Origin of the sequence: Rhizobium sp. TRM96647 (assembly GCF_025780115.1) — a bacterium.
In the GTDB taxonomy this organism is placed as follows: Bacteria; Pseudomonadota; Alphaproteobacteria; order Rhizobiales; family Rhizobiaceae; genus Mycoplana.
Genome location: NZ_JAOXHF010000005.1, coordinates 1 through 24,970 on the forward strand (window position 1 = coordinate 1; position 24,970 = coordinate 24,970).

The 24,970-nt window shown below is 66.4% G+C and carries 24 protein-coding genes; 15 read left to right on the top strand and 9 right to left on the bottom strand.

The genetic code is table 11. The annotated features are described in order from the left end of the window. Window positions 1-763: 763 nt before the first annotated feature. The gene (locus tag OCK02_RS10645) at window positions 764-2,653 is read left to right on the top strand and encodes a bifunctional sugar phosphate isomerase/epimerase/4-hydroxyphenylpyruvate dioxygenase family protein (RefSeq protein WP_263813040.1); all 1,890 of its coding nucleotides are present in this window, start codon (window positions 764-766) and stop codon (window positions 2,651-2,653) included. Here OCK02_RS10645 and OCK02_RS10650 read toward each other — a convergent pair. Together OCK02_RS10650 and OCK02_RS10655 are read right to left on the bottom strand one after the other, a co-directional pair. Next, window positions 2,613-3,164: a DUF1643 domain-containing protein gene (locus OCK02_RS10650; RefSeq protein ID WP_263813041.1), complete on the bottom strand. Its 552-nt coding sequence runs from the start codon at window positions 3,162-3,164 to the stop codon at window positions 2,613-2,615. The genes OCK02_RS10645 and OCK02_RS10650 overlap by 41 nt on opposite strands. After that, on the bottom strand, window positions 3,161-3,799 hold the full coding sequence (locus OCK02_RS10655; protein WP_263813042.1) for a hypothetical protein: 639 nt from the start codon (window positions 3,797-3,799) through the stop codon (window positions 3,161-3,163). The genes OCK02_RS10650 and OCK02_RS10655 overlap by 4 nt, the downstream gene beginning before the upstream one ends. Between OCK02_RS10655 and OCK02_RS10660 the strand changes: the two genes are divergently transcribed. Both OCK02_RS10660 and OCK02_RS10665 read left to right on the top strand, forming a co-directional pair. Continuing rightward, a complete protein-coding gene (locus OCK02_RS10660) occupies window positions 3,780-4,232 on the top strand; it encodes an acyltransferase (protein WP_263813043.1) in 453 nt (150 codons plus the stop codon). The genes OCK02_RS10655 and OCK02_RS10660 overlap by 20 nt on opposite strands. Window positions 4,233-4,293: 61 nt before the next feature. Beyond that, window positions 4,294-5,013 carry a membrane-anchored protein gene (locus tag OCK02_RS10665; RefSeq protein ID WP_263813044.1) on the top strand — a complete coding sequence of 240 codons (720 nt, stop codon included), beginning with the start codon at window positions 4,294-4,296 and terminating at the stop codon, window positions 5,011-5,013. Between the two features lie 6 nt (window positions 5,014-5,019). Here OCK02_RS10665 and OCK02_RS10670 read toward each other — a convergent pair whose 3' ends face one another. Then, window positions 5,020-5,973 (bottom strand): glycosyltransferase family 92 protein, encoded by a 954-nt coding sequence (locus OCK02_RS10670; RefSeq protein WP_263813045.1) that lies wholly within the window; start codon window positions 5,971-5,973, stop codon window positions 5,020-5,022. A 297-nt stretch (window positions 5,974-6,270) separates the two neighbouring features. Here OCK02_RS10670 and OCK02_RS10675 point away from each other — a divergent pair, with 297 nt between their 5' ends. From OCK02_RS10675 to OCK02_RS10685, 3 genes are read left to right on the top strand one after another with little or no spacing between them, the layout of a single operon-like run. Further along, on the top strand, window positions 6,271-6,960 hold the full coding sequence (locus OCK02_RS10675; protein WP_263813046.1) for a glycosyltransferase: 690 nt from the start codon (window positions 6,271-6,273) through the stop codon (window positions 6,958-6,960). Between the two features lie 3 nt (window positions 6,961-6,963). Further along, window positions 6,964-7,827: a 3-deoxy-manno-octulosonate cytidylyltransferase gene (locus OCK02_RS10680; protein WP_412178800.1), complete on the top strand. Its 864-nt coding sequence runs from the start codon at window positions 6,964-6,966 to the stop codon at window positions 7,825-7,827. Between the two features lie 37 nt (window positions 7,828-7,864). Continuing rightward, the gene (locus OCK02_RS10685; protein ID WP_263813047.1) at window positions 7,865-8,482 is read left to right on the top strand and encodes a hypothetical protein; all 618 of its coding nucleotides are present in this window, start codon (window positions 7,865-7,867) and stop codon (window positions 8,480-8,482) included. A gap of 27 nt (window positions 8,483-8,509) precedes the next feature. On the opposite strand, the gene OCK02_RS10690 is transcribed toward OCK02_RS10685, so the two are convergent. Beyond that, on the bottom strand, window positions 8,510-9,151 hold the full coding sequence (locus tag OCK02_RS10690; protein ID WP_263813048.1) for an alpha/beta family hydrolase: 642 nt from the start codon (window positions 9,149-9,151) through the stop codon (window positions 8,510-8,512). 370 nt (window positions 9,152-9,521) lie between these two features. On the opposite strand from OCK02_RS10690, the gene OCK02_RS10695 reads away from it, so the two are divergent. From OCK02_RS10695 to OCK02_RS10705, 3 genes are all read left to right on the top strand, one after another. Further along, window positions 9,522-10,073 carry a LysE family translocator gene (locus OCK02_RS10695; protein WP_263813049.1) on the top strand — a complete coding sequence of 184 codons (552 nt, stop codon included), beginning with the start codon at window positions 9,522-9,524 and terminating at the stop codon, window positions 10,071-10,073. A gap of 127 nt (window positions 10,074-10,200) precedes the next feature. Then, a complete protein-coding gene (locus tag OCK02_RS10700) occupies window positions 10,201-11,169 on the top strand; it encodes a formylglycine-generating enzyme family protein (RefSeq protein ID WP_263813050.1) in 969 nt (322 codons plus the stop codon). A gap of 90 nt (window positions 11,170-11,259) precedes the next feature. Next, the gene (locus OCK02_RS10705; RefSeq protein ID WP_230804476.1) at window positions 11,260-11,760 is read left to right on the top strand and encodes a heme-degrading domain-containing protein; all 501 of its coding nucleotides are present in this window, start codon (window positions 11,260-11,262) and stop codon (window positions 11,758-11,760) included. Window positions 11,761-11,772: 12 nt separating this feature from the next. Here the strand turns inward: OCK02_RS10705 and OCK02_RS10710 are convergent, their stop codons facing one another. After that, entirely contained in the window at window positions 11,773-12,825 is a 1,053-nt protein-coding gene (locus OCK02_RS10710; RefSeq protein WP_263813051.1) for a dipeptidase, read from the bottom strand. A gap of 462 nt (window positions 12,826-13,287) precedes the next feature. On the opposite strand from OCK02_RS10710, the gene OCK02_RS10715 reads away from it, so the two are divergent. Then, complete coding sequence (locus tag OCK02_RS10715; protein WP_263813052.1) at window positions 13,288-15,267, top strand: calcium-binding protein; 1,980 nt, start codon at window positions 13,288-13,290, stop codon at window positions 15,265-15,267. Between the two features lie 30 nt (window positions 15,268-15,297). Here OCK02_RS10715 and nagA read toward each other — a convergent pair whose 3' ends face one another. The 4 genes from nagA to OCK02_RS10735 are packed head-to-tail and all read right to left on the bottom strand — an operon-like array spanning window position 15,298 to window position 19,170. Continuing rightward, window positions 15,298-16,473, bottom strand: coding sequence for an N-acetylglucosamine-6-phosphate deacetylase (nagA, locus tag OCK02_RS10720; protein ID WP_263813053.1), 1,176 nt, complete (start codon window positions 16,471-16,473; stop codon window positions 15,298-15,300). Beyond that, window positions 16,470-17,492: an SIS domain-containing protein gene (locus tag OCK02_RS10725; protein ID WP_263813054.1), complete on the bottom strand. Its 1,023-nt coding sequence runs from the start codon at window positions 17,490-17,492 to the stop codon at window positions 16,470-16,472. Before OCK02_RS10725 ends, nagA begins: the two co-directional genes overlap by 4 nt. A 29-nt stretch (window positions 17,493-17,521) precedes the next feature. Continuing rightward, window positions 17,522-18,286, bottom strand: a complete 765-nt coding sequence (locus OCK02_RS10730) for a GntR family transcriptional regulator (RefSeq protein ID WP_230804493.1) — start codon at window positions 18,284-18,286, stop codon at window positions 17,522-17,524. Continuing rightward, window positions 18,283-19,170 carry an N-acetylglucosamine kinase gene (locus tag OCK02_RS10735; RefSeq protein ID WP_263813055.1) on the bottom strand — a complete coding sequence of 296 codons (888 nt, stop codon included), beginning with the start codon at window positions 19,168-19,170 and terminating at the stop codon, window positions 18,283-18,285. Before OCK02_RS10735 ends, OCK02_RS10730 begins: the two co-directional genes overlap by 4 nt. Before the next feature lie 198 nt (window positions 19,171-19,368). Here OCK02_RS10735 and OCK02_RS10740 point away from each other — a divergent pair, with 198 nt between their 5' ends. The 5 genes from OCK02_RS10740 (at window position 19,369) to OCK02_RS10760 (ending at window position 24,956) form a co-directional block, all read left to right on the top strand. Then, complete coding sequence (locus tag OCK02_RS10740) at window positions 19,369-20,262, top strand: N-acetylmuramic acid 6-phosphate etherase (protein WP_263813056.1); 894 nt, start codon at window positions 19,369-19,371, stop codon at window positions 20,260-20,262. Window positions 20,263-20,301: 39 nt separating this feature from the next. Then, window positions 20,302-21,561: an ABC transporter substrate-binding protein gene (locus tag OCK02_RS10745; RefSeq protein ID WP_263813057.1), complete on the top strand. Its 1,260-nt coding sequence runs from the start codon at window positions 20,302-20,304 to the stop codon at window positions 21,559-21,561. Between the two features lie 348 nt (window positions 21,562-21,909). Then, window positions 21,910-22,860, top strand: coding sequence for a carbohydrate ABC transporter permease (locus OCK02_RS10750; protein ID WP_263813058.1), 951 nt, complete (start codon window positions 21,910-21,912; stop codon window positions 22,858-22,860). Window positions 22,861-22,870: 10 nt separating this feature from the next. Next, entirely contained in the window at window positions 22,871-23,710 is an 840-nt protein-coding gene (locus OCK02_RS10755; RefSeq protein ID WP_263813059.1) for a carbohydrate ABC transporter permease, read from the top strand. Between the two features lie 184 nt (window positions 23,711-23,894). Then, window positions 23,895-24,956: a Gfo/Idh/MocA family protein gene (locus OCK02_RS10760; RefSeq protein WP_263813060.1), complete on the top strand. Its 1,062-nt coding sequence runs from the start codon at window positions 23,895-23,897 to the stop codon at window positions 24,954-24,956. Window positions 24,957-24,970: the final 14 nt, after the last annotated feature.

Here is a 24,970-nt window from a genome sequence, read left to right on the forward strand (position 1 = left end):
GACGGCAAGACCGACTTCGCCCTCCATATCGACAAGCTCGTCACCCTCGACAAGGGAGACTTCCTGCTGTGAAGCGGGGCGGGGTGGCTTGACCCCACGGGACTTGCCGCGAACACGGACCGCAGCCGCGCAAGGCTGCGGTTCGGCAACGCATTCTAGGCCGCTTTGCGGACAGGTGGGCCGTGCCGATCCGTGATCGCCGGGGGCTGCGTCTCGCGCCTCGTACCGGCCGGCAGGGAGCGGCGCAGATGAGCCCCGGAGGCTCCGCGCATTTCCCCGGTTGGCGGATACCGTCCTTTCTCTCACCGCCCTCTCGCCACCGCTGTCGCGCACCCTCTCTCGGGCCTTTCCTGTTCTGCTTCGTGCCGGGAAGGCTCTCTTCGCTATCCGCGGACGTCCCCAAGGGCGCCGGATGGCGACACACACACACTCTCTCTCTCTTTTCCTTTTTCGTGCGCGCGGTGATCCACTTTCCGCGCTCGCCGGCCGGCGGACCGGGCCCGACGGCCGGTTCCGGTTATGATTTGCATCCAAAATGCCATTTGCAGTTACGTACTGGTTAGTACATTATCGACAAATCGACGGCGAGCGCGGGTGAAGCGGAGGCCGGAGGCTCATTCCGGGGCCGGGGACTGACGTGTCCCGCGGGCTGAGGTGTGAGGCCTAAGGCCCGGGGCGGAGCGGTCGGAGGCGGCCTGTGCGGTCGACTTCGTGAGGGGCCGACGCTGCGACGCGCCTTTCGGGGAGAAGGAGGAGAGGGCGGATGAAGACTTCGATCGCGACCGTTTCGATCAGCGGCGAGCTGCCCGACAAGCTTGCGGCGATCGCGGCTGCGGGCTTCGACGGCGTCGAGATCTTCGAGAACGATTTCCTCGCCTTCGACGGCAGTCCCGCCGATGTCGGGCTGATGGTGCGCGACCACGGGCTGGAGATCACGCTGTTCCAGCCGTTCCGCGATTTCGAGGGCATGCCCGAGCCGCACCGCAGCCGCACCTTCGACCGGGCGGAGCGCAAGTTCGACGTCATGCAGCAGCTCGGGACCGACCTCGTGCTCGTCTGCTCCAACGTCTCGCCGATCTCGCTCGGCGGCATCGACCGGGCGGCCGCGGACTTTCACGAACTCGGCGAGCGGGCGGCGAAACGCGGCCTGCGCGTCGGCTACGAGGCGCTCGCCTGGGGGCGGCACATCTGGGACCACCGCGATGCGTGGGAGATCGTGCGCCGCGCCGACCACGACAATATCGGCCTGATCCTCGACAGCTTCCACACGCTCTCGCGCAAGATCGACATCAATTCGATCCGCTCGATCCCCAAGGAGAAGATCTTCATCGTCCAGCTTGCCGATGCCCCGCTGATCGACATGGACCTGCTCTACTGGAGCCGGCACTTCCGCAACATGCCGGGCGAGGGCGACCTGCCGGTCACGGAGTTCACCCGCGCGATCGCGGAGACCGGCTATGACGGATATTTCTCGCTGGAGATCTTCAACGACCAGTTCCGCGGCGGGGCGGCCAAGCCGATCGCCGCCGACGGCCATCGTTCGCTGATCTATCTCGGCGACCAGGTGCGTCGCCATCCGGACGCCGCTTCCCTGAGCGTGACGCCGATGCCGGAGCGCGCCACAGTCGAGGGGATCGGCTTCGTCGAGTTCACGGTCGCCGAAGACGAGGCGGCGGAGCTGGTGACGATCCTGCGGGCGCTGGGTTTTCGCAAGACCGGCACCCATCGTTCGAAGAAGGTCGACGTGTACCGGCAGGGCGAGATCCGTATCCTCGTCAACATGGAGGCGGGCGGGTTCGCCGGCGCGTCCTATGCGGTGCACGGCAGTTCGGCCTATGCGATCGCGCTCGTCGTCGATGATGCGGCGCGGGCGATGGAACGGGCGCGCGCGCTCGATGCCGAGCCGTTCAGCCAGCCGGTGGCGGCCGGCGAGGTCGAGGTGCCGGCAATCCGCGGCGTCGGCGGCGGGCTCGTCTACCTGCTCGACGGGAAGGGCGATCTCGGCCGGATCTGGGACATCGATTTCGAGCCCTTGGTCGAGGAAGGAGAGGCTGTGCCGGCCGGACTTCGCTTCGTCGACCACATCGCCCAGACGGTCGGCTACGAGGAAATGCTGACATGGGTGCTGTTCTACACCTCGATCTTCGAAGCGGCGAAGACGCCGGTGGTCGACATCATCGACCCGGCCGGCGTGGTGCGAAGCCAGGTGGTGCAGAACGCGTCCGGCTCGCTGCGCATCACCCTGAACGGCGCGGAAAACCGCCGCACGCTGGCCGGCCATTTCATCGCCGAGACATTCGGCTCGGGCGTGCAGCATCTCGCCTTCCACACCGACGACATCTTCGCGACCGCTGCAGCCTTGCGCAGGAACGGCTTCCGGCCGCTTGCGATCTCGCCGAACTATTATGACGACGTCGAGGCCCGCTTCGGCCTGGAGCCGGAGCTGACCGAGAGGCTGCGGGCGGAGAACATCCTCTATGACCGCGACGAGCAGGGGGAATACTTCCAGCTCTACAGTCCCACCTATGGCGAGGGCTTCTTCTTCGAGATCGTGGAGCGCCGCTCCTATGGCGGCTACGGCGCGGTGAACGCGATCTTCCGCATCGCCGCGCTCAAGAAACACCTCCGGCCGGACGGGCTGCCGAAGCTCTAGGAACGAGGTGCATCCGCGGCTGACCGGTTGCGACATAGAGCGGGTGGCGGGGGTGACCGTCCCGGGTGGCTCCGAGGCAACGGACGTTGCCGCCGGCCGCCGCGAGCACAAGGGCGGTGCGGCCTGCCGCGAGCGGATGTGCGCCCCAGGCCGCGACGATGTCGGGCCCGGCGGATGCCGAGCCGGCCGTGCTGCGAAAGGCCGCGGCGATATAGGCGTCGTTTTCCGGGCCGACCGGATCGGACACCCCGTAGAGAGTATCCGGATGCGTGGCGCAGAGCGCGAAGAGATTGACGACCAGCATGCCGCTATAGCCCCAAAGGCGCGAGAAGGCGATGCAGCGGCGGATGGTCGGATCGTCCGTGCCCGCATCCGCCCGGGACGGGTTCAGCATGATCCAGACGAGGTTGCCACCCCCGGCGGACCAGCGGCGCTCCAGCCGGTAGCGGTATCGGCCGCAGGCGGAGAAGACGGCCTCGCCGGTGCAGGCGTGCGGGGGCTGGCTGCTCATGGGTCGGCGCCTTTCGGGGTGGCATCTCCCGGGACGGCGTTCCTCGGATCAACATCTGCGGGGCCAATGTATCTCGGTCCGCCGTCGATGCAGTCCGGACAATGCTGCCTCAGCCATTCGACGGATCGCGGCTCGGGCTTCTCCGTCTCCGGGGCATCGCCACGGACGGCGTCGCTGGCGGAGCAGGAGACGAGGGTTGTCAGCAGCATCGCGAGCAACCCGTCCTTCGCGCCCATCGCGCCAGCCTCCGTTCGTTGTCCCGGTGCCGCATCCTGCGCGCCAATCACGGAATTCTGAGGGACGGGCAAAATATCGCCGTGGTTGACGGGTCTACCGGCGCGCAAGGCCCTTGCGTCGGCGGCGATACTTCTTATCTGGAAGCCATTGTCCGCGCCGGCTCCGGAGGCAAAGTGCCACGGCTGCGAGGTGGCGGACCGGCGCTTGCGAGCGCCTGTGAAATCAAGGACGACTTCGATGTGGAATTTCGGGCCCCTGGCGAAACTGCGGGCGTTCTTCTCCGGCGGATCCCTGAAGATCGGCAAGCGGCCCAAGATGCCCAATCTGCCGCGGTTCCGCTGGGGAAAGGGAACAATCACGATCGGCGACCGGATCTCGATGCGCAGCGGCGTGGTCATCAACGCCCAGAGCGGCGCGATCGAGATCGGCAACGACGTCTCCCTCAACGACTACACCGTGCTTCTCGGCCATGGCGGCATCCGCATCGGCGACGACGTCCGCGTGGCCGCCCATGTCGTGATGGCCTCCTTCGATCACGGCTATGACGAGGTCGACATACCGATCCGCAAGCAGGCGAACGTCAAGAAGCCGATCGTCGTCGAGGACGACGTCTGGATCGGTGCGGGGGCGAAGGTTCTCGGCGGTTCGCATATCGCCCGCGGTTGCGTGATCGGCGCCAACAGCGTGGTGAAGGGCAGGACCGTGCCCTATGGCGTCTATGCCGGCGTGCCGGCACGGCTCATCAAGATGCGGGGCGGGGCGGCCCCGGCGCGGACGGTGGCGCTCGCCGATGCCCGGGCCAGACGCGGTCGCGGCGGCGCCCTGGATTGACAGTTGCCGGGTCCGCGGATTTTATCGCGGCGATTCCCGAATGCAGATGGGCGGCAACAGAGTGTCCTTTTCCGAAACCAAGCAGCGCCTCTACCGGCGCATCAAATACAAGCTGACGCGCCCCAGGCCGCCTGCCTCGGTCGTTCCGCTCGACGGTCCGGTACTGGTCGTCGGTTCCGCGCCGGTGTCGCACCTGCCGGCCGGGTTCGACGGCAGCTACCGGGTGGTCACCATCAACGGCGCACAGACGGTGACGCAGCGCTGGGGGATCGAGGCGCCCGACATCACCTTCATGATGTTCAACCAGATCCGCGGCACCAACACCAATGCCGTCGAGGTCCGGCGGGTGCTGGCCGGCCAGCGGACCGGCGCGCTCTACATGCTGCTCTGGCGGGACGGGCTGCCCTCGCTCGTGGGCGGCCTGAAGGCGTTCGACTATCGCTATGACACGCTCGAGATCGTCGACCGCTACCAGCGCATGGCGCTGCTGGACCGCGTCTGCGGCTTCAAGAGCGACGAGCTGGACGCGGAGAGCAAATGTTCCAACGGCATCAATGCGGCGCTGTTCTCACTCTATAACGGCGCGCCGGCGGTGATCCTGTCCGGCATCAATCCGCAATCGACCGGACATGTCTACAACCAGGAGAACCTGGCGCGGTTCCATCGCGATATGGACCAGAAGGTGCTGCAGACGCTGCGCGACAGGAACTATCCGGTTTTCACCGCCGATCCCGGGGTGGCGGAAAGCTCGGGGCTGCCATTGTGGACGGGCAGGGCCTGAGCGCCATCAGCCGGCGGCGGAGCCTTCGCGCCGGACAGCGCCTTCGTCCTTTGCGAGGCGGATGCCGTTTTCGGCGATGAAGTCCACCATGGCACGATCCTCGACCTCGGACCGCTGGATATTGGCCAGCGTGATCCGCATCTTCTCCTCCAGCTTTTCCGCAGAGACGGCATAGTTCGAGCCGCGCGCCATCTTCGCCAGCATCTCTTCCTCGGACTTGCTGTAATAGTGGTTCAGCTGCAGGTGCGCGTTGGAGTAGAAGCGCCGATCCTTGCGGCCGTTGCGGCTGGTGCGGTAGCCGGCATCGTTGACGGTCAGGTCGCCGTGGGTCTTCGTCCTGAACTGGTGGATCGTGACTTCCACGACTTCGCAGGGATCGACGATGCACTTGAAGTTGGTGGAGTGTTCCTGCGGGCCGAGCGGATCGGAGCCGCGCTTCGTATAGGCCCGGGTGACCGGCCCGGCCGGCCTCTTCTTGTGGCCGCTCGTGCCGAACATGTGCCAGGGCAGCGAGACGTTGGGGAAGTCGCCGGTTGCCGCAAGCGCCTCCTCAAGGGTCGCGCCCGTCTTCGGCAGCAGGAATTCGTCGGCGTCGATGAAGGCCATGCGGCGGAAGCGGCCGCCGAAATTGAGGATGGCATGGGCGAAGGCGAGCACCTGCCCGTCGATCAGTTGGTCCGTCTTGCTCGAGGCGACCTTGCCGGCCCAAGGCACCAGCGTCAGTTCGGCCGGCGCGAGCACGCTTCTGACGACGTCGCAGGTCGCGTCCGTCGAGCCGTTGTCGTAGACGACGAAGTGACGGACGCCGATGGCCAGGTGGAAGCGCAGCCATTCCTCGATATAGGCCGCCTCGTTCTTCACGCACAGCGCGATCGCAATGCCGTGCCGGTCCGGCGCCGGCTCCGGCGGGGTGATCGACAGGGCCTTGATTCCGCTCTTCCTGTTGGCGAACCAGCGCATTCCAACTCCGGGTCAAATTCGTGCGCCGGGACGCCTTCGCCCCGGCCGGCGGGCACTATAGGGATGCGCGCGCGGGCATTCCAGTGGTATCGGCGGCGATCCCCGGTCCGCGCCGTCCGGACGGGCGTCCGGGGCTGCTTGACGGAGCGTTCTGGCGCATTGACATCGCTTCTGTCCTCATGCACACGATACCCGAAGTCGCCGGCGCCAAATCGAGCGGCGCGGCGTCAAATCGAGATTTGCCAAAAGACAAGCTGAATAGCCCGCAATGCGGGATGAAAAGCGGAAGGTATCGGTATGAGAGATGACGTTGCACGTATTTTCGTAGGTTTCGATTCCAAGGAAGTTGTTGCCTATCACGTCCTTTGCCAGAGCATTATTGAGCGCTCCTCCATTCCGGTGGTGTTTTCTCCAATCGTTCTAAACAACCTCGGCCCGATGTTCTACCGGGAACGTAACGCGTTGCAGTCGACGGAGTTCTCGTTCTCGCGCTTCCTGGTGCCCTACCTCAGCAATTTCGAGGGCTGGAGCATCTTCATGGATTGCGACATGCTGGCCCGCGCCGACATCGCCGAACTCTGGGCGCTGCGCGACGACAAATATGCCGCCATGTGCGTCAAGCACGACTACGTGCCGAAGATCGAGACGAAATTCCTCGGCCAGACGCAGACCAAGTACGAGAAGAAGAACTGGTCGAGCATGATCCTGTTCAACAACGCCAAGTGCACGGCGCTGAGCAAGGAATTCGTCAACACCGCCACCGGCCTGCAACTGCACCAGTTCAAGTGGCTGGACAGCGACGACCAGATCGGCGAGGTGCCGGTGGTCTGGAACTACCTCGTCAACGAGTACGACTATCGCGACGACGCCAAGCTCGTCCACTTCACCGACGGCGGCCCGTATTTCGAGGAATACAAGAACGACGACTACGCGGAGGAGTGGTTTGCGATGCGCGAGCAGGTCGTCTCGGTGCAGCAGAAGGCCTGAGCCTTGACGCAGGTTCCCGACAGGCCCGCGGAAGGCGACCTGCCGCTGCGGGCCGCAGCCGCCGGGCTTGCGGCTGCGGACGACTGGCGGGCGCTGTTTGCGCGCTATTCGGATATCGTGCTTGTCGCCAACAGCACGGCCTCTGATGTCGCCGCCCTGCGCGCGCAGTATCCGCGGGACGCGCTCTTCGTCTTCTTCAACAAGGTCTTCAAGGTCCTCGACCAGCCCTTCGAGGGGCATGCCATCCTCGTCACGCGCGGGCAGCCGCGCGGGGCGGGCATCGTCTATCGCGGCGAGGTCGACGAGGTCCTGTCCTTCTTCGACAAGGCGCATTTCCTCGGCATCATGAACATCCGCCTCGCCGAGGAGGAAAAGCCGAACACGTCGGCGGATTTCCACGACGCGCCGACGGGACACCTGGACCTGCGCGGTCATTTCGATCCGCTCTATACCGAGGGCAAGGTGCCGACGAGCGGCTTTGCAATGGCGCTGTGGCTGAGCGAGCTGCGGCTTCCGGGCACGATCACGCTGGCCGGGTTCTCCGCCCGGCGCAGCGAGAAGTGGCGGGTCGTCTCGGTCCACGACTGGAGCTTCGAACAGGTCTTCCTGCGGCTGTTCGCAAGGCTCGGCAAGATCGCGATCCATGGCGGTGCCGGCACCAACGCCTATGCCAGGCTCGCCGAGCGCTTCCCGGAGATCCCGCCCTCGGAGATCGCGCTGGCGGCGTCCGAGGTCCTGTCGGAGCGGCTTTCCAACACCGACGGGGAAGTCGACAAGCTGATCTCGCTGACCAATTTCATCCGCGCCGCCGACAATTTCCTGCGCCGGCTCAAGCCGTCCGCGCTCAGGCGGCGCTCGCGGTCCTGAGGCTAGCTGGGGTCGTTGCGGCGGCCAGGAGGAGCCCATGCCGCTGCAGAACCGGGTCACGCCCTTCGGCGATATCGTCGCCGTCAGCGCGCGCGGCCTTTTCACCGGAAACCGCGGCATCATCCACGATCCCGCCACGCGCAGGCTGACCGGGCGGCGGTGGACGACACGGGCGTGGATCGTCTGCCGGTGCGACTACAAGGACATCCGGCGCGCGGTGATGGCGCAGCGCAGCTGGACGGAGCTGTTCTTCCTCGACGAGGCGACCGCCCTTTCGGCCGGGCACCGCCCGTGCTTCCTCTGCCGGCCGGCGGAGGCGCGTTCGTTCCGGGAAAGCTGGAGCGCCGGCAACCGGGTCGCTCTGCCGAAGGCGCCGGACATGGACCTGCGCCTGCACGCCGAACGGCTGGAGCGCGGCGGCAAGCGGCTGCATCCGCTCGCCGGACCGCTCGACGCGCTGCCCGACGGGGCCTTTCTTGCCGCACAGGGGGACGCCTATCTCGTCCGGGGCGGCGAGACCCTGCTGTGGCGGCCGGAGGGGTATCGGCGCGCGAGCCTGTCCGGTCCCGTCGACGGCCTGCTGACGCCGCCCTCGACGCTTGCCGCCCTTGCCGCCGGCTACCGGCCGGTGCTGCATCCCACGGCCTTCGACTGAGGCGCCGGGGCGACGCGAGGGAAAGAATCAGCGGCCGAACCGCTCCGCCCAGCCCTTCACCGTCGCGGCCATGGTGCGCAGGTGGTCGGCTGCGGAGAAGCCGGAGAGCTTCTTGCGCGGCTTCAGGTCGTGATCGCCGTCTTCCAGCCAGAGCAGCCTGATCCGCTCGGAGAGCGGGTAGGTCTCGACTTCGGCGCGGGTGCCGAACTCGTCGCGGGTGCCCTGGCAGATCAGGGCGGGCGTCTGCAGGCCGGCCAGATGGGCGGTGCGGAGGCTGTCCGGCTTTCCGGGCGGATGGAAGGGGTATCCGAGGCAGAGCAGGCCCTCGACCGCGCCGGCTGCATGCAGATCGTCGGCGATCATGCTTGCGACACGCCCGCCCATCGACTTTCCGCCGATGACGAGCGGGCCGGACGCGCCGAGCGCCCGCACGGCGTCAAGATATTCGGGCTTCAGCGTCTCGGCGCGGGGCGGCGGCTTGCGGGCGCCGTCCGTGCGCCTGGCCGCCATGTAGGCGAACTCGAAGCGGGCCACGCGAAGACCTTCGACGGCCAGCGCGTGCGCGGCGGCCGTCATCGAGGCGGAATCCATCGGCGCGCCGGCGCCGTGGGCCAGCAGGATCGTGATCGGCGCATCGGCGGGGCCGTCGAAGAGGAAGCGGTCGGTCATGGCGGGTCCCTTTGTCCAGGGGAGGACCATGCGGGCATTCGCGCCGGAGGTAAAGCCTCGCCCGCTATCCGGCATCTCTGGGCTTTTGCGCACGGGTGCCCTTGAAATCCGCCGGCACCGTCCTCATATCACCGGTCTGCCTGAAAAACGGACGGAAATGGCGTTGGCGTTAGCCGAGCCGTTTCGTGCCCGACAGGATAAGGGCGCTCCCCGAAAGGGTCGAGCGCCCTTTTTGCTGTCGGGGTCATGGATTTTTGCAGGCTGCGGCGGATGGGCGCGGGACGGGCTTGGCGTCGGGGCGCGGCTTGCGCGGCTGCCCCGGATCGGCGAAAGCTGTAGCGGAGACAAACCGCCCAGAGCCGCATCCGACATGATCGCCTTTGTCCTGACCTCATCCGTCATCCTGCTGACCCCCGGGCCGACGAACACGGTGCTGGCCGCTTCCGGTGCCGCCTTCGGGCTTTCCCGGGCGCGCCTGCTGCCGCTGGCCGAAGCCGCCGGCTACGCGCTGGCGATTTCCTTCTTCGCCGTCTTCGCCGCGCTGGTGAAGGACCTGTGGTGGGCACTGCCGGCGCTGAAGATCGTCGCTGCCTGCTGGCTGGCCTATTCCGCTGTCCGGCTCTGGATCACGTCGCCGGAGATAAAGGGGGCGGTGCGCCGGGGCGCCTTCGCGCGCGTCTTCCTGACCACGCTGGTCAATCCGAAGGCGATGATCGTGGGCACGATGATGATCCCGCAGTCGAGCCCGGACGAGATGGCGTGGCGGATTTCGATCTTCATCGCGCTGTCATCGCTTGCGGGCCTCGGCTGGGTCGCGCTGGGGGCGGCGCTGCCCGGCGGCATTCGCCGCCACTCCTACAAGGGCGCGGCCTTCGTGCTTGGCGGCTTTTCCCTCTACGCGCTGACGAGCGCGCTCGCCTGAAGCGGCTTTCCTTTGTCGCTGGAGGCTGCTCTTGATCTGCCCGGCGGATTGGTCCAACCTTCCGCTTCCGGGCTTTGGCCCGGTTGTTCGGCAGAAGGTCCTGCCGTGGGGAGGAAAGGGCTGCGCCATGGACGAGCGCGTTCCGCAGAGGGCCGAGGCAGGCGGTGATTCCGCCGCGCCTTCGCGCCAGGTCTGGATCGAAGGCGGCACCTTCCTCATGGGCTCCGACGTCCACTATCCGGAGGAGGCGCCGGCGCATCCGGTGCGGGTCGACGGTTTTTGGATCGACGTGACGCCGGTGACCAACCGCCAGTTCATGGCCTTCGTCGAGGCGACCGGTTACGTGACCGTCGCCGAGCGGCCGCCGAGGGCCGAGGACTATCCGGGCGCCAAGCCGCACATGCTCCGTCCGGGCTCGGTCATCTTCGACCCGCCGAAGCGGCTTTCCGGAACCGATCCCTCGCAATGGTGGAACTACAAGTTCGGGGCGGACTGGCGCCGCCCCTATGGCGGGCAGAGCAACATCCGCGGCAAGTACGACCATCCGGTCGTGCAGGTATCGTTCGAGGATGCGGTTGCCTATGCGCAATGGGCCGGGCGCGACCTGCCGACGGAGGCGGAATGGGAGTTCGCCGCCAAGGGCGGGCTGGAAGGAACCGAGTTCGCCTGGGGCGACGAACTCGTGCCCGACGGCCGGTTCATGGCGAACACCTGGCACGGGCAGTTCCCGACGGAAAACCGCAAGCCCGACGGCTATGAGCGGACCTCGCCGGTCGGCCGCTTTCCGGCGAATGGCTACGGGCTTCTCGACATGATCGGCAATGTCTGGGAATGGACGAGCGACTACTGGTCGGTGCGCCATCCCGATCCCGCGCCGTCGCCCTGCTGCGTGCCGGCCAATCCGCGCGGCGGGATGGCGGAGGCAAGCCGGGATCCGCGCCTGCCCGACGTCTTGATCGCGCGCCGCGTGGTCAAGGGCGGATCGCACCTGTGCGCGCCCAACTACTGCCGCCGCTACCGGCCCGCCGCCCGGCATCCGCACGAGGAGAACGCGGCGACCACCCATATCGGCTTTCGCTGCATATCGCGTGGCTGACGGCCTGCGGCCCGCTTGGGCATCGCCCTTACTTGTGCCGCCGGCCCGGGCGGGTTAGGCAGGGGCGACGCCCCGTGCGAGGAGGACATGATGACGGAAGACCTGAAGGGCGATATCGCCCGGCTCGAACAGCAGGAGCAGATCCTGCGTTTTTCCCGCTTCGACCCGGATACGGCGTGGACGCTCGGCGGTATCCTGCGGGAGATCGCGATCGAGCGGCGCGCCGCCATCGCGATCGACATATCCCTGCGGGACCGCATCCTCTTCCACACCGTCCTCGACGGCACGTCGACGGACAACGGCGAATGGATCCGTCGCAAGCGCAACACCGTGCTGCGGCTGTGGAATTCGTCCTATCTCGTCGGGCGCCGGCTGGCGCTCGCCCACCGCGGCCAGGAGGAGGCGCACAACCTGCCGCTCTCCGATTTCGCCACCCATGGCGGCGGCTTCCCGATCCTGCTGGACGGGATCGGCTGCGTCGGCGCGGTCACCGTCTCCGGCGTGCCGCAGCGCATCGACCACGCGATCGTGGCCGATGGCCTTGCCCGGCTGCTCGGCGTGGATCTCAAGGATGCGCGCCTGCCGGAGTGACCGGCATCGCGATCAGTGCTCGTGCCAGGCCTCGCCGAGCACGCGCAGCCAGTTCCTGCGGCAGATCTTCCTGAGGCTGTCGGCATCGTAGCCGGCGGCTGAAAGCGCGGAGACGAGATTCTGGTTTCCGGCCGCGTCGGCAATCGTGGCGGGGATCATCGCGCCGTCGAAATCCGAGCCCAGCGCGACGCAGTCGATGCCCATCCGCTCGACCATGTAGTCGATGTGGCGGACCATGTCGAAGAGCGGCGTGCCCGCGCTCTCGCGGCCGTCCGGACGCAGCATCGTGGTCGCATAGTTCAGCCCGACGACGCCGCGGCTCTCGCGGATCGCGTCCATCTGCCTGTCGGTGAGGTTGCGGGCGACCGGGGTCAGCGCATGGGCGTTCGAATGGGTGGCGACCAATGGCTGGTCCGTGGTCCTGGCCACGTCCCAGAAGCCCTTTTCGGTGATGTGCGACAGGTCGATCATGATGCCGAGCCGGTTGCAGGCGCGCACCAGGTCGAAGCCGGCGTCGGTGAGGCCGGGGCCGGTGTCGGGCGACGACGGAAAGGCGAAGGGGACGCCGTGGCCGAAGATGTTGTTGCGGCTCCAGACCGGCCCGAGCGAGCGCAGGCCGGCGGCATGGAAGACCTCGAGGGCGGCGAGGTCCCGGTCGATCGCCTCGCAGCCCTCCATGTGCAGGACGGCAGCGAAGATGCCTTCCTCCATCGCGTCGCGGATCTCCGCGGTCGAGCGGCACAGGCGCCAGGCGCCGGCGCGGTCGAGCTGGAAGGCGATCGCGGCCATGGCAAGGGCGGTATCCAGCGACGGCTGGCGTTCGAGCGGCGGCTCCATCGGAGTGTCGTAGTGGCCGTCGGCATCGGGCCGGCGCAGTTCGAAACGGCCGGACGAGACGTAGATGGCGCACATGCCGCCGGCGAGGCCGCCTGTGCGGGCCCGCGGACCGTCGATATGCCCCTGGTCGGTGCCGTCCCGGAACTCCGCGGCCGGATCGCCGCCGCCCTGCATGTTGACGAGCAGCCGCAGCAAGACGTCGTTGTGTCCGTCGAAGACCAGTTCCATGTCGTTTCCTGTCTGCTCCGCCCGGATGCCGTGCCGGCGGAGCGCGTGCACGTCGTTGAGGCCGCCGTCCCGAACCGGGGACGTCGTTGCCGGCCTGCAACCTAGAGCCGGAACGGACGGGCCGCAAGGGACGGGTGGGGAAGCGATTTACATCGGATTAACAGGTATTTCTAATATATGGGCGGCGTGGACCTGCGGCGGGTCGTTTCCGGCGTTCAATTAATACGGGAACGCGAGCCAAGCGAGGGGAGCGATCAGCCATGTCGTTGGGCGGCTGCGGGTCTTCGATGCCGCGTTCTCGCCCGGGAAAACCCCGCAGGCGTTCGTGCTGCATGCGGTCGCTTTCGTCCGGCTCACCGCGGGCGGGTGACCGGCTGCGCGCAAAAGCAGATCGCCCGAAAGATTTACAACTGTCACAAACAGCTTTTAGTGTGGCGCCCCAGTTAGCGCGGGAGGCATGTGATGGCAGTGGAATTCCGGGTCAACAGCTATCAGGGCAACTGGCAGGACGATTCGAACGTCCTGGCACTTCGCGGCGGCGGCTTCCTGGTGACCTGGTCGAGTTATCTCAACGAGTACGACGATTCCGATTCGGTCGCCACCTATGTCGCCGGACAGTTCTACGATGCCAGCGGCCGGCCTTCGGGCGGTGAAACGGTGATGCGGGGCATCATTGGCGCGCATTCGGGCTCGCCGCAGGCCACGCAACTCAAGAACGGCAACATCGTCGTGACCTGGGCCGAGGCGCTGGACGATGCGATCTTCTCGAACGGCGCCCATATCATGGCGCAGATCTTCGACACCAAGGGCGCAAGGGTCACGGGGGCGTTTCAGGTCGATACCGTTTCGTCCTTCGAGGCGCTTGCGCCGGACGTGGTCGCGACCGGCGACGGCGGGTTCGTCGTGTCCTTTGGCCTCGACAGGTCGCAATCCCGGTTCGACGAGGTCTATTCGCGCGCCTATACCGCCAGCGGCCAGGCGCGGGGTCGGGACAAGGTCCTGAACACCAAATCGTACGACTTCGACGAACTGTTGACCAAGTCCACGGCGCTGACCAACGGCAACAGCGTGATCATCTGGAACTCCGAGGCGGCGATCAACGACGGCACCAATGACGGCCGCAACCAGTTGCGTGCCAGTCTGCTGGACGAGAAGGGCAGGGTGATCAAATCCGACTTCGCGCTGACGCCGCACAAGGGCGGCGCCGGCGGCTTCTGGAGCGACAGCGAGAACTACGGCTATTCCGTCGCGGCCCGTGCCGGCGGCGGTTTCGCCGTCGTCAATCTGGACTGGACGAAATCGGACGATGACGACGCCGGCTCGCTGTCGCTCTATTTCTCCGCCTATGACGACCGGGGCAGGAAGGTGACGGCAGCCACCCCCATCTTCGAGAAGGGAACCGTCGTCGGCGACCTCGAGATGGCGCGGCTGACGACCGGGCAGTATGTCGTGACCTGGACCCAGGATTCGCTGGTCGCGAGCGACATTGGCGACGACGCCTATGGCCTGATCCTGTCGGCGAGCGGCAAGCCGCTCAGCAAGGTGTTCGAGGTCGGAATCGATGCCGATCGCTACGACGATCAGCAGGACGTGTCCGTCGCGGCGCTGTCGGGCGGCGGCTTCGTCATTACCTACACCTCCGATTCGATCGATATCGACGACGAGGGCATTGCGGGGATGATCTTCGGCCGCGGCACGGCCGGTGCCGACGACCGCACCGTCGACGCGACCGGCATGCTTTCGGGGCTCGACGGCGACGACCGGCTCAAGGGCGACGGACGCGCCAATGTCCTGTCGGGCGGCCGCGGTGACGATACGCTGCTCGGCAAGAAGGGGGCGGACGAACTGATCGGCGGCACCGGTGCGGACAAGCTTTCCGGCGGCTCCGGCACCGATACCGCTTCTTACGCCGGGGCGAACAAGGGCGTGGTGGCGAGCCTGGCGAAGCCGTCGACGAACACCCGGGAGGCGAAGGGGGATAGCTATTCCTCGATCGAGAACCTCACCGGATCGAGCCATTCCGACACGCTGACCGGCGACAAGGGCGCCAACAGGATCTCCGGCGGCTCTGGAAACGACAAGATCTACGGCGGCGCTGGCAAGGACGTCCTGATCGGCGATTCCGGCAAGGACAAGTTCGTCTTCAACACCAAGCCGGGTTCGAAGAACGTCGACCGGATCGACGATTTCTCGGTCAAGGACGACGTGATCTGGCTCGACAACGATGTCTTCACCCGGGCCGGCAAGGTCGGCGATCTCGCCTCCAAGGCGTTTCACATTGGCGCCAGGGCGCACGACAAGGACGACCGCGTCATCTACGACAGCAAGAACGGCAAGCTCTGGTATGACCGCGACGGGACCGGTTCGTCCGACGCGATCCTTTTCGCCACCCTCGACAAGAAGCTGAAGATGACCGCGGGCGACTTCGACATTCTCGCCTGACCCGGGCTAGCCTGACCCGGGCGCGATCCGTCACTTGGCCCTGCGATCGATGCCGTAGGCCTGTGCTCCTCCGATGAAGGTCGCGCGCACCGCGAGGTCGTCGTCGAGCACGGCGAAATCGGCATCGTGGCCGCGCGTGAGGCGGCCCTTGCGGCCGGTCATGCCGATGGCTTCGGCCGGGTAGAGCGAGGCCATGCGCAGCGCCTCCTCGAGGTCGAGGCCGACCTGTGCATGCATGAAGCGGACGCAGGCGATCATGTCGATGTCGGCGCCGGCGAGCGTTCCGTCGGCAAGCGTCAGCCGGCCGTCCTTGCGGAAGATCTCGCGGCCGTTGAGGGTGAAGCCGGTCATGTCCGTGCCGATCGTCGACATGGCGTCGGTGACGAGGAAGATGCGGCCCGGGCCCTTCTTGGCGCGGAGCACCACGCCGATCGAGACGGGATCGACATGGAAGCCGTCGGCGATCAGGCCGGCGTTGAGGTGGCCGAGGTCGAGTGCGGCGCCCACCATGCCCGGCTCGCGGTGGCCGAGCGGGCTCATGGCGTTGAAGAGATGGGTCATCATGCTGGCGCCGGCCGCAACCGCGTCCGACACCACCCTGTAGCCGCTGTCGGAGTGGCCGAGGCTGACGGTGACGCCGGCTTCGGCGAGGGCTGTGATCTGGTCGTTGTCGACGCTTTCCGGCGCCACCGTCGCCAGCAGCGCATCGAGCTTTCTACGTGCCGTGACGATGCGTTCGAGGTCGTCCGCCTCCATCCGGCGGATCAGTTTCGGATCGTGTGCGCCCTTGCGGGCGATCGACAGATGCGGGCCCTCGAGATGCAGGCCGAGGAAGCCCGGTACGTTATCGGCCTTGGCGGCGATGCCGGCCGCGACCGTGCGGGCGGTGACCTCGGGGGTATCGGTGATCAGCGTCGGCAGGAGCGCCGTGGTGCCGAAGCGGGCGTGGGCGGCGCAGATCGTGCGGATGCCGTCGACGTCGGGCTGCTCGTTCAGGAGCACGCCGCCGCCGCCATTGACCTGAAGATCGACGAAGCCCGGCACGATGCTGGCGCCGTCGAGCGGGGTGCGCGCTGCGCCGGCCGGAATGTCCCCGGCCGTGGCGATGGCTTCGACCTTGCCATTCTCGACCAGCAGGGCCGCATCCTCATGCCAGAGGTCGCCGTCGAATATCCGGGCGCCGGTGAATGCGGTGAGCGCGCTCATCTCGTCTCCGTCACTTTCTTGAGGTTGACGGGCTTGTCCGGGTCCAGGCCGCGGGCGCGCGACCAGGCCTCGACGAAGCCGTAGAAGGGCACGATCAGCGCCAGGGCGTCGGTGATCGGATGGCCGGTCGCGACGAAGGGCAGCGTCTTCGCCGTGCTCGCGCCTGCCGAGGTGACGCAGGCATAGGCGCCTTTCTCAGCCAGCCCGTCGGCCATGCCGGTGACCGATTGCTCGGCGGCGTCGCGGGCGGCGAGCGCGATCACCGGGAAGGAGGGGCCGACGAGGGCGACGGGGCCATGCAGGACCTCGGCGGAGGAATAGGCTTCCGCATGCAGGCCGGAGGTCTCCTTGAATTTCAGCGCCGCCTCGCTGGCGATCGCAAGGCCGGGGCCGCGGCCGAGCACGTAGAGCGACTGCGCGGCGGCGAGGTCTTCGATCAGCCCGCTCCAGTCGAGCGCGATCGCCTTTGCGAACTGGTCAGGCAGGGCGGCGACGGCCGTCTTCAGCGCGGCATCGCCGGTCCATTCGGCGAGAATGGCGAGGCCGGCCACGATCGAGTTCACATAGGACTTGGTGGCGGCGACGCTGATCTCCGGCCCGGCGCAGATGTCGAGCGGATGGCTGCAGGCGTCGGCGAGCGGCGAGGGGAGCGTATTGGTCAGCGCCATCGAGATCGCCCCGGCATCGGTCGCAGCCTTCGCCATGGCGACGATGTCGGGGCTCTTGCCGGACTGCGAAATCGCGATGGCCGCGCCGCCGTCGAGCTTCAGCTTCGCGCCATAGATCGAGGCGAGCGAGGGGCCGAGCGAAGCGACGGGCCGGCCGGCGGTCAGTTCGATCGCATACTTGAGGAAGAGCGCGGCGTGGTCGGAGGAGCCGCGGGCGACGGTGACGACGAAGCGCGGATCGGCGGCCCTGAGCGCGCTTCCGGCGTGCGCGATCGCATCCTTCTGGTCGGACAGCAGGCGGGCTGCGGCCTCCGGGATCTCGTTGACTTCACGGCGCATATTGGTCTGCATGGTCTTGTCTTTCGGTCTGTGCGGCGCGCTCACGTATCCGAGAGCGTCAGCTCCGCCACGAAGTCATAGGCATCGCCCCGGTAGAGCGAGCGGGTGAATTCCACGACCCTGCCGGAGGCAAGGTAGGAGACGCGTTCGATCGACAGGCCGGCAACGCCGGCCGTAACGCCGAGCAGAGCCGCGTCGGGCTCCTTGATATTATAGGCCGATATGCGCTGCACCGCGCGGACCGGGCGGAAGCCGCGCTGCCCGAGCGCGGCATAGAGCGAGCCGGTCACCTGCACCGGATCGGGCAGGAACTCCGACGAGATGCAGGCGCGCTCGATCGCAAGCGGCATGTCGTCGGCGATGCGCAGGCGGCCGAGCCGTGCCACCAGCGCGTCCGCCGGCAGGCCGAGGATCATCATCTCGTCGGGCGAGGGGTGGAACAGGCCACGGTCCAGCCATTGCGCCCGCGTCGTCAGGCCGCGCCGGGCCATGTCCTCGGTAAACGAGGTCAGCCGCGACAGCGATTGCTCCACTTTGGAGACCGGCTTGACCACGAAGGTGCCCGAGCCGTGCCGGCGCACCAGCAGCCCGTCCCTGACGAGATCGTCGACCGCCTTGCGGACGGTCACCCGGCTGATGTTGGCATAGTCGGCGAGGTCGCGCTCGGGCGGCAGCGCATCGCCATGGTTGAGCTTGCCGGACTGGATCGCATCCTCCAGCGTCTGGCGCAGCTTCAGGTACAGCGGACCCGATCCGCCGGCCTGGAGGCGCTCGGGCGACAGGATCGCGGCCAGCAGTGCCGTCATGCGGCGCCTCCGGCTCTCGTCCGGTGGCGCTTGGCCGCGAGTGCGACGGCGCCGGAAAGGGCATCGGCCTGGGGCTCGACCAGGATCTTGCGGTGGCGAGGTTCCAGCCAGGCCGGATAGAGGGGGGCGAGGCCGCCGAGCAGGCAGAGCCGCTCGTGGCCGCCGATGCGGGTGATCGCGTCGAGCGCCTCGTTGACGGAGCGCGCCGCCTGGCCGAGCAGCGCCAGTGCGCCGGGGTCCTCCTGCTCCGCATGCTGGAAGACGAGGGGAGCGTAGCGGCCGAAATCGCCGGGCTTGGAATGGCGGGCGAACTCGACCATGGCGGTCGGGTCGTGGCGGAACTCGTTGAGGACGGCGTCGGTGACGGCCGAGCCCGGGCGAATGCCGTCATGGGCCAGCAGCGCCTCCTGCAGCAGCGCATGGCCGAGCCGGGCGCCGCCGCCGAGATCGCCGATGGTGAAGCCCCAGCCGCCGATATAGTGGACCTTGCCTGCCTTGCGGGCCATGAAGATGGTGCCGGTGCCGAGGATGGCGACGGAGCCCTCGGCATCACCGATCGCGCCCTGCAGGGCGATCAGGCCGTCGGAATCGATGTCGGTGTGGCGGAAGGGCAGGCGCTCGCGCACATATTGCGTGAGGTTGCCGACATTGGTGCCGGCGAGGCCGAGGAAGGCTGTGGCATCCTTCACCCCGTCCATGGGCAGTTTCGCATCGCGGAAGGCCGCCTGCGCCGCCTCGGTGATGCTCTGGATGGCGCTGTTCGGATCGGTCAGGATGTTGGCGGAGCCGCTCTTGCCGCGGCCGAGGATCGTGCCCTGCGGATCTGCGACCGCCGCGCGGCAACTGGTGCCGCCGCCATCTATGCCGATGATGAAATCTGCCATGGGGACCTCCGAAACTGACAATACCAAAAAAATACCATTAACCAAGGGGAAATCGGTCGGGTCTGCCTGGTTGCGTTTTATGCGATTGAAATAAAATGATAAAATCATAAATCGCGATTTTTCCACTGGTGGTCGTTAATTTCCTATGGACAATTGGTATGTTTTTGGCCTTAAATTCCCGCCAAGGGAGAACACTTCATGGCATCAGCCAGAACCGAAGCCAGGCATGAACAGGCGGAGGGCCTCGACGAGCGCAGCCCGGTCGAGGTGCTCAAGGTGCTGTCTTCGGCCCAGCGGCAGGCCGCAGGTGCCGTCGATGCGGCGATCGAGGACATTGCCGAGGCGGCGAAGCTGGCGGCCGACGCCCTGCGTTCCGGCGGGCGGCTCGTCTATGTCGGCGCCGGCAGTTCCGGGCTGATGGCAATGGCGGACGCGCTGGAGCTTCCGGGCACCTACGGCATCGCGCGCGACCGGATCGTCATCCTGCTCGCCGGCGGTGCCGCCAGCCTCGAGGACCTTGCCGGCGGCTACGAGGACGACGAGGCGCTTGCGCTCGCCGACGCCGAAAGGGCGGGGCTCGGCAAGGGCGACTGCGTGATCTGCGTCACCGCCAGCGGCACGACGCCCTATGCGATCGCCATTGCCGACCATGCCCGCGAGCACGATGCCAAGGTGATCGCGCTCGCCAACAATCCCGGCGCGCCGCTCTTTGCCTATGCCGACATCTCGATCCTGCTGCAGACGCCGCCGGAAGTGATCTCCGGCTCGACGCGCATGGGGGCGGGGACGGCGCAGAAGATCGCCTTCAACATGTTCTCGACGCTCGTCGGCATCCAACTCGGCCATGTGCACGACGGCTACATGGTCAACCTCAAGGCGGATAACATCAAGCTGAAGGACCGCGCGGCGCGCATCGTCGCCGGTATCGCCGGCGTCGACGTCGAGACGGCGGGGCTGTTGCTGGAACAGTCCGAAGGATCCGTCAAGGTGGCTGTGCTGATCGCCGCCGGCGCAAAAGACAAGGCCGCGGCCGACGCCGCGCTCAATCATTCCGGGCAAAGCCTGCGGCGCGCCCTGAAGACCTTCCAATAACGGGAACGCGCCAAACAGGCGCACAAAAGGGAGAATGTCATGACACGCAATCTGATCAAGGGGCTACTCCTTGCCACGAGCGTCCTCGGCACGGCGGGCCTCGCCCAGGCGCAGGACGCCACGCTGACGATCGAGAGCTGGCGCAACGACGACCTGTCGATCTGGCAGGAGAAGATCATCCCGGCCTTCGAGGCGAAGAACCCCGGCATCAAGGTGGTGTTCGCGCCGACCGCGCCGACCGAATACAACGCCGCACTGAACGCCAAGCTCGACGCCGGCTCGGCCGGCGACCTCATCACCTGCCGTCCGTTCGACGCCTCGCTGGAACTGTTCAACAAGGGGCATCTGGCCGCCCTGAACGATCTTTCCGGCATGGAGAACTTCTCCGACGTCGCCAAGTCCGCCTGGACCACCGACGACGGCGCCACCACCTTCTGCGTGCCGATGGCATCCGTCATCCACGGCTTCATCTACAACAAGGACGCCTTCGACCAGCTCGGCATCGCCGTGCCGACGACGGAGGCCGAGTTCTTCGCAGCGCTCGACAAGATCAAGGCCGACGGCAACTACATCCCGATGGCGATGGGCACGAAGGATCTCTGGGAAGCCGCGACCATGGGCTACCAGAACATCGGCCCGACCTACTGGAAGGGTGAGGAAGGCCGCGCGGCCCTGATCAAGGGCGAGCAGAAGCTGACCGACGAGCCGTGGGTCGAACCCTACCGCGTGCTCGCCAAGTGGAAGGACTATCTCGGCGACGGATTCGAGGCGCAGACCTATCCGGACAGCCAGAACCTGTTCACGCTCGGCCGTGCCGCGATCTTCCCGGCCGGTTCCTGGGAGATCGGCCTGTTCAACACCCAGGCGCAGTTCAAGATGGGCGCATTCCCGCCGCCGGTGAAGGCTGCCGGCGACACCTGCTACATCTCCGACCACAACGACATCGGCATCGGCCTGAACGCCAAGAGCGCCAATGCGGATGCGGCGAAGAAGTTCCTGACCTTCGTCGCCTCGCCGGAATTTGCCGACATCTACGCCAACTCGCTGCCGGGCTTCTTCAGCCTGAACTCGACGGCGGTGAAGATGGCCGATCCGCTGGCGCAGGAATTCGTCTCCTGGCGTGAGAAGTGCAAGCCGACGATCCGCTCGACCTACCAGATCCTGTCGCGCGGCACGCCGAACCTGGAAAACGAGACCTGGACGGAATCGGCCAACGTCATCAACGGCACCGACACGCCGGAAGTGGCCGGCGAGAAGCTGCAGAAGGGCCTCGACAGCTGGTACAAGCCGGCGAAGTGAGTGCGGCTCGGGGCCAGGTTTGCCCCTCACCCTGGCCCTCTCCCCGCAAGCGGGGAGAGGGGACTTGCTCAGCGATTGCCGATCCCTTCGTGACCATCACCGGAGGACCGTGCGGCAACGGTCCTTCTCCCCGCTTGCGGGGAGAAGGTGCCGGCAGGCGGATGAGGGGCGCGTGACGTCCCGTTGATCGCGATCTGGTGTTCGTGTCATCCGCGCGAAAACATGTAAGTTGAACGTCATCTGCCGGGCTTCCGGCATGGCATCGCGCGGCGGGACCGGCTGCGTGAGGTCCGTCCGCCTGTTGCGGACAACGCATCGAACCACCGGTCGACAAGCGGGCAGAAGAGCATGACGGACGCCACAGTTTCAGAAGCCGAATTGCAAGCCGTCCGCCGGCCGCGGCGCTGGCATATCGCTGTCTTCCTGCTGCCGGCGCTCGTCGTCTACAGCGCGGTGATGATCCTGCCACTGTTCGAGACGCTCAGGCTCTCCCTGTTCAACACCGTCGATGGGCAATCCACCTTCGTCGGCCTCGCCAACTTCAAGACGCTGTTCGGCGATGCCCGCTGGGCGTCTGATTTCTGGAACGCGCTGAAAAACAACTTCATCTTCTTTGCCATCCACATGCTGGTGCAGAACCCGATCGGGATCGCGCTCGCGGCCCTGCTGTCGGTGCCGAAGCTGCGCGGCGCCGCCTTCTACCGCACCGCCATCTTCCTGCCGACGCTGCTCTCCTTCGTCATCGTCGGCTTCATCTGGAAACTGATCCTGTCGCCGATCTGGGGCGTGTCGCCCTATCTGATGGACCTCGTCGGGATGAAATCCCTGTTCGCGCCATGGCTCGGAAGGCCCGGCTCGGCGCTGATCGCGGTCTCGCTGATCTCGGTCTGGCAATATGTCGGCATTCCGATGATGCTGATCTATGCGGCGCTGCTCAGCATTCCGGAAGAGGTGATCGAGGCCGCCGAATGCGACGGGGTCACCGGCTGGGCGCAGTTCTTCAAGATCAAGCTGCCGCTGATCCTGCCGGCGATCGGCATCATCTCGATCCTCACCTTCGTCGGCAATTTCAACGCCTTCGACCTGGTCTACACCGTGCAGGGGGCTCTCGCCGGGCCGGATGGTTCGACGGACATTCTCGGCACGCTGCTCTACCGCACCTTCTTCGGTTTCCAGCTGCAACTGGGAGACCGTTCGATGGGAGCAACGATCGCGACGGTGATGTTCCTGATCATCCTCGCCGGCGTCTCGCTCTATCTCTTCGTCATCCAGCGGCGCATCCGCCGCTACCAGTTCTGAGGGGGCTACCATGTCCAAGGCACGCACCTCGCTGTCCCGTACCGCCTTCGTCCACGCGGCCCTGATCGCCTATACGCTGATCGCGGTCTTCCCGGTGTTCCTGACGATCATCAACTCGTTCAAGAACCGCAACGCGATCTTCCGCAACCCGATGCAGGTCCCCACGCCTGCGACCTTCGATCTCGTCGGCTACCACACGGTGCTGGGGCAGGGGGATTTCGCGCTCTACTTCCAGAACAGCCTGATCGTCACGATCGTCTCGATCTTTCTCGTACTCCTGTTCGGGGCGATGGCGGCGTTCGCGCTGTCGGAGTACCGCTTCCGCGGCAATACGCTGATGGGGCTCTATCTCGCGCTCGGCATCATGATCCCGATCCGGCTCGGCACGGTGGCGATCCTGCAGGGGATGGTGGCGACCGGGCTTGTCAACACGCTGACGGCGCTGATCCTCGTCTATACCGCGCAGGGGCTGCCGCTCGCGGTGTTCATCCTGTCGGAATTCATGCGCACCGTCTCCGACGACCTGAAGAACGCCGGGCGGATCGACGGGCTTTCGGAATATTCCATCTTCTTCCGGCTGGTGCTGCCGCTGGTGCGGCCCGCCATGGCGACGGTGGCCGTCTTCACCATGATCCCGATCTGGAACGACCTGTGGTTCCCGCTGATCCTCGCGCCCGGCGAGGCGACCAAGACGGTCACGCTCGGCTCGCAGATCTTCATCGGCCAGTTCGTCACCAACTGGAACGCGGTACTGGCGGCCCTGTCGCTGGCGATCCTGCCGGTCCTCGTCCTCTATCTCGCCTTCTCGCGGCAGCTGATCCGCGGCATTACGTCGGGAGCGGTGAAATGAATGTTTGCCGACCGGAGCTTCGCCCTCATCCGCCCTTCGGGCACCTTCTCCCCGAGGGGGAGAAGAGGGAGATTGCCGCAACGCTTCCGATCCTCCTCTCCCCTCGGGGAGAGGGTGGCCGAGCGCAGCGGAGGCCGGGTGAGGGGGCTGCCTGCGCCGACGTCTCTTGTGAAGGAATAAAAGTATGAGCTCCACTTCTCCCATCCGCGTCCTTTCCGCCGGCCTCGGCAATATGGGGCGCAGCCATGCGCTCGCCTATCACGAGAACCCGGGCTTCCAGATCGCGGGCCTCGTCAACCGTTCGAAGGTGGAGCTGCCGGAGGCGCTTTCCGGCTATGAGATCCTGCCGTCGTTTCCCGAGGCGTTGAAGGCGCTGAAGCCGGAGCTCTGCTCGATCAACACCTATTCCGACAGCCATGCCGATTTTGCGGTGATGGCGATGGAGGCCGGTGCGCATGTGTTCGTCGAGAAGCCGCTGGCGACGACGGTGGCCGATGCCGAGCGCGTCGTCGCCTGCGCCAGGGCGAATGGCCGCAAGCTCGTCGTCGGCTATATCCTTCGCCATCATCCTTCCTGGATGCGGCTGATCGCCGAGGCGCGAAAACTCGGTGGCCCCTACGTGTTCCGCATGAACCTGAACCAGCAGTCGAGCGGGCCGACCTGGGAGACGCACAAGGCGCTGATGCAGACGACGCCGCCGATCGTCGATTGCGGGGTGCATTATGTGGATGTCATGTGCCAGATCACCGACGCAAGGCCGGTCGAGGTGCGCGGCATGGGCTTAAGGCTCTCCGACGAGATCGCGCCGGACATGTACAATTACGGCCACCTGCAGGTGCTCTACGACGACGGTTCGCTCGGCTGGTACGAGGCCGGCTGGGGGCCGATGATCTCTGAGACGGCCTTCTTCGTCAAAGACGTGATGTCGCCGAAGGGATCGGTATCGATCGTCATGGACCCGAACGCCAAGTCCGACGATATCGACACGCACACCAAGACGGCGGTGATCCGCCTGCACAATGCCGAGACCGGGCCGGACGGCCGCTTCATCAAGGCCGACGAAGACCTGAAGATGGCCGGCGAGCCGGGCCACCAGGAGCTCTGCGACCGCGAGCAGGCCTATGTGCTGAAGGCGATCCGCGAGGATATCGACCTGAGCCGGCACATGGACGATGCGGTGCAGTCGCTCAGGATCTGCCTTGCCGCCGACGAGAGCGTGCGCACCGGCCGGCCGGTGAAACTATAAAAGAAGGAACGACG

Bases quoted from the DNA above. Each gene is read 5' to 3' on its own strand.
- OCK02_RS10645 (WP_263813040.1), top strand. From the start codon at position 764: ATGAAGACTTCGATCGCGACCGTTTCGATCAGCGGCGAGCTGCCCGAC.
- OCK02_RS10650 (WP_263813041.1), bottom strand. From the start codon at position 3,164: ATGAGCAGCCAGCCCCCGCACGCCTGCACCGGCGAGGCCGTCTTCTCC.
- OCK02_RS10660 (WP_263813043.1), top strand. From the start codon at position 3,780: ATGCGCAGCGGCGTGGTCATCAACGCCCAGAGCGGCGCGATCGAGATC.
- OCK02_RS10655 (WP_263813042.1), bottom strand. From the start codon at position 3,799: ATGACCACGCCGCTGCGCATCGAGATCCGGTCGCCGATCGTGATTGTT.
- OCK02_RS10670 (WP_263813045.1), bottom strand. From the start codon at position 5,973: ATGCGCTGGTTCGCCAACAGGAAGAGCGGAATCAAGGCCCTGTCGATC.
- OCK02_RS10675 (WP_263813046.1), top strand. From the start codon at position 6,271: ATGAGAGATGACGTTGCACGTATTTTCGTAGGTTTCGATTCCAAGGAA.
- OCK02_RS10685 (WP_263813047.1), top strand. From the start codon at position 7,865: ATGCCGCTGCAGAACCGGGTCACGCCCTTCGGCGATATCGTCGCCGTC.
- OCK02_RS10690 (WP_263813048.1), bottom strand. From the start codon at position 9,151: ATGACCGACCGCTTCCTCTTCGACGGCCCCGCCGATGCGCCGATCACG.
- OCK02_RS10695 (WP_263813049.1), top strand. From the start codon at position 9,522: ATGATCGCCTTTGTCCTGACCTCATCCGTCATCCTGCTGACCCCCGGG.
- OCK02_RS10700 (WP_263813050.1), top strand. From the start codon at position 10,201: ATGGACGAGCGCGTTCCGCAGAGGGCCGAGGCAGGCGGTGATTCCGCC.
- OCK02_RS10705 (WP_230804476.1), top strand. From the start codon at position 11,260: ATGACGGAAGACCTGAAGGGCGATATCGCCCGGCTCGAACAGCAGGAG.
- OCK02_RS10710 (WP_263813051.1), bottom strand. From the start codon at position 12,825: ATGGAACTGGTCTTCGACGGACACAACGACGTCTTGCTGCGGCTGCTC.
- OCK02_RS10715 (WP_263813052.1), top strand. From the start codon at position 13,288: ATGGCAGTGGAATTCCGGGTCAACAGCTATCAGGGCAACTGGCAGGAC.
- nagA (WP_263813053.1), bottom strand. From the start codon at position 16,473: ATGAGCGCGCTCACCGCATTCACCGGCGCCCGGATATTCGACGGCGAC.
- OCK02_RS10725 (WP_263813054.1), bottom strand. From the start codon at position 17,492: ATGCAGACCAATATGCGCCGTGAAGTCAACGAGATCCCGGAGGCCGCA.
- OCK02_RS10730 (WP_230804493.1), bottom strand. From the start codon at position 18,286: ATGACGGCACTGCTGGCCGCGATCCTGTCGCCCGAGCGCCTCCAGGCC.
- OCK02_RS10735 (WP_263813055.1), bottom strand. From the start codon at position 19,170: ATGGCAGATTTCATCATCGGCATAGATGGCGGCGGCACCAGTTGCCGC.
- OCK02_RS10740 (WP_263813056.1), top strand. From the start codon at position 19,369: ATGGCATCAGCCAGAACCGAAGCCAGGCATGAACAGGCGGAGGGCCTC.
- OCK02_RS10745 (WP_263813057.1), top strand. From the start codon at position 20,302: ATGACACGCAATCTGATCAAGGGGCTACTCCTTGCCACGAGCGTCCTC.
- OCK02_RS10750 (WP_263813058.1), top strand. From the start codon at position 21,910: ATGACGGACGCCACAGTTTCAGAAGCCGAATTGCAAGCCGTCCGCCGG.
- OCK02_RS10755 (WP_263813059.1), top strand. From the start codon at position 22,871: ATGTCCAAGGCACGCACCTCGCTGTCCCGTACCGCCTTCGTCCACGCG.
- OCK02_RS10760 (WP_263813060.1), top strand. From the start codon at position 23,895: ATGAGCTCCACTTCTCCCATCCGCGTCCTTTCCGCCGGCCTCGGCAAT.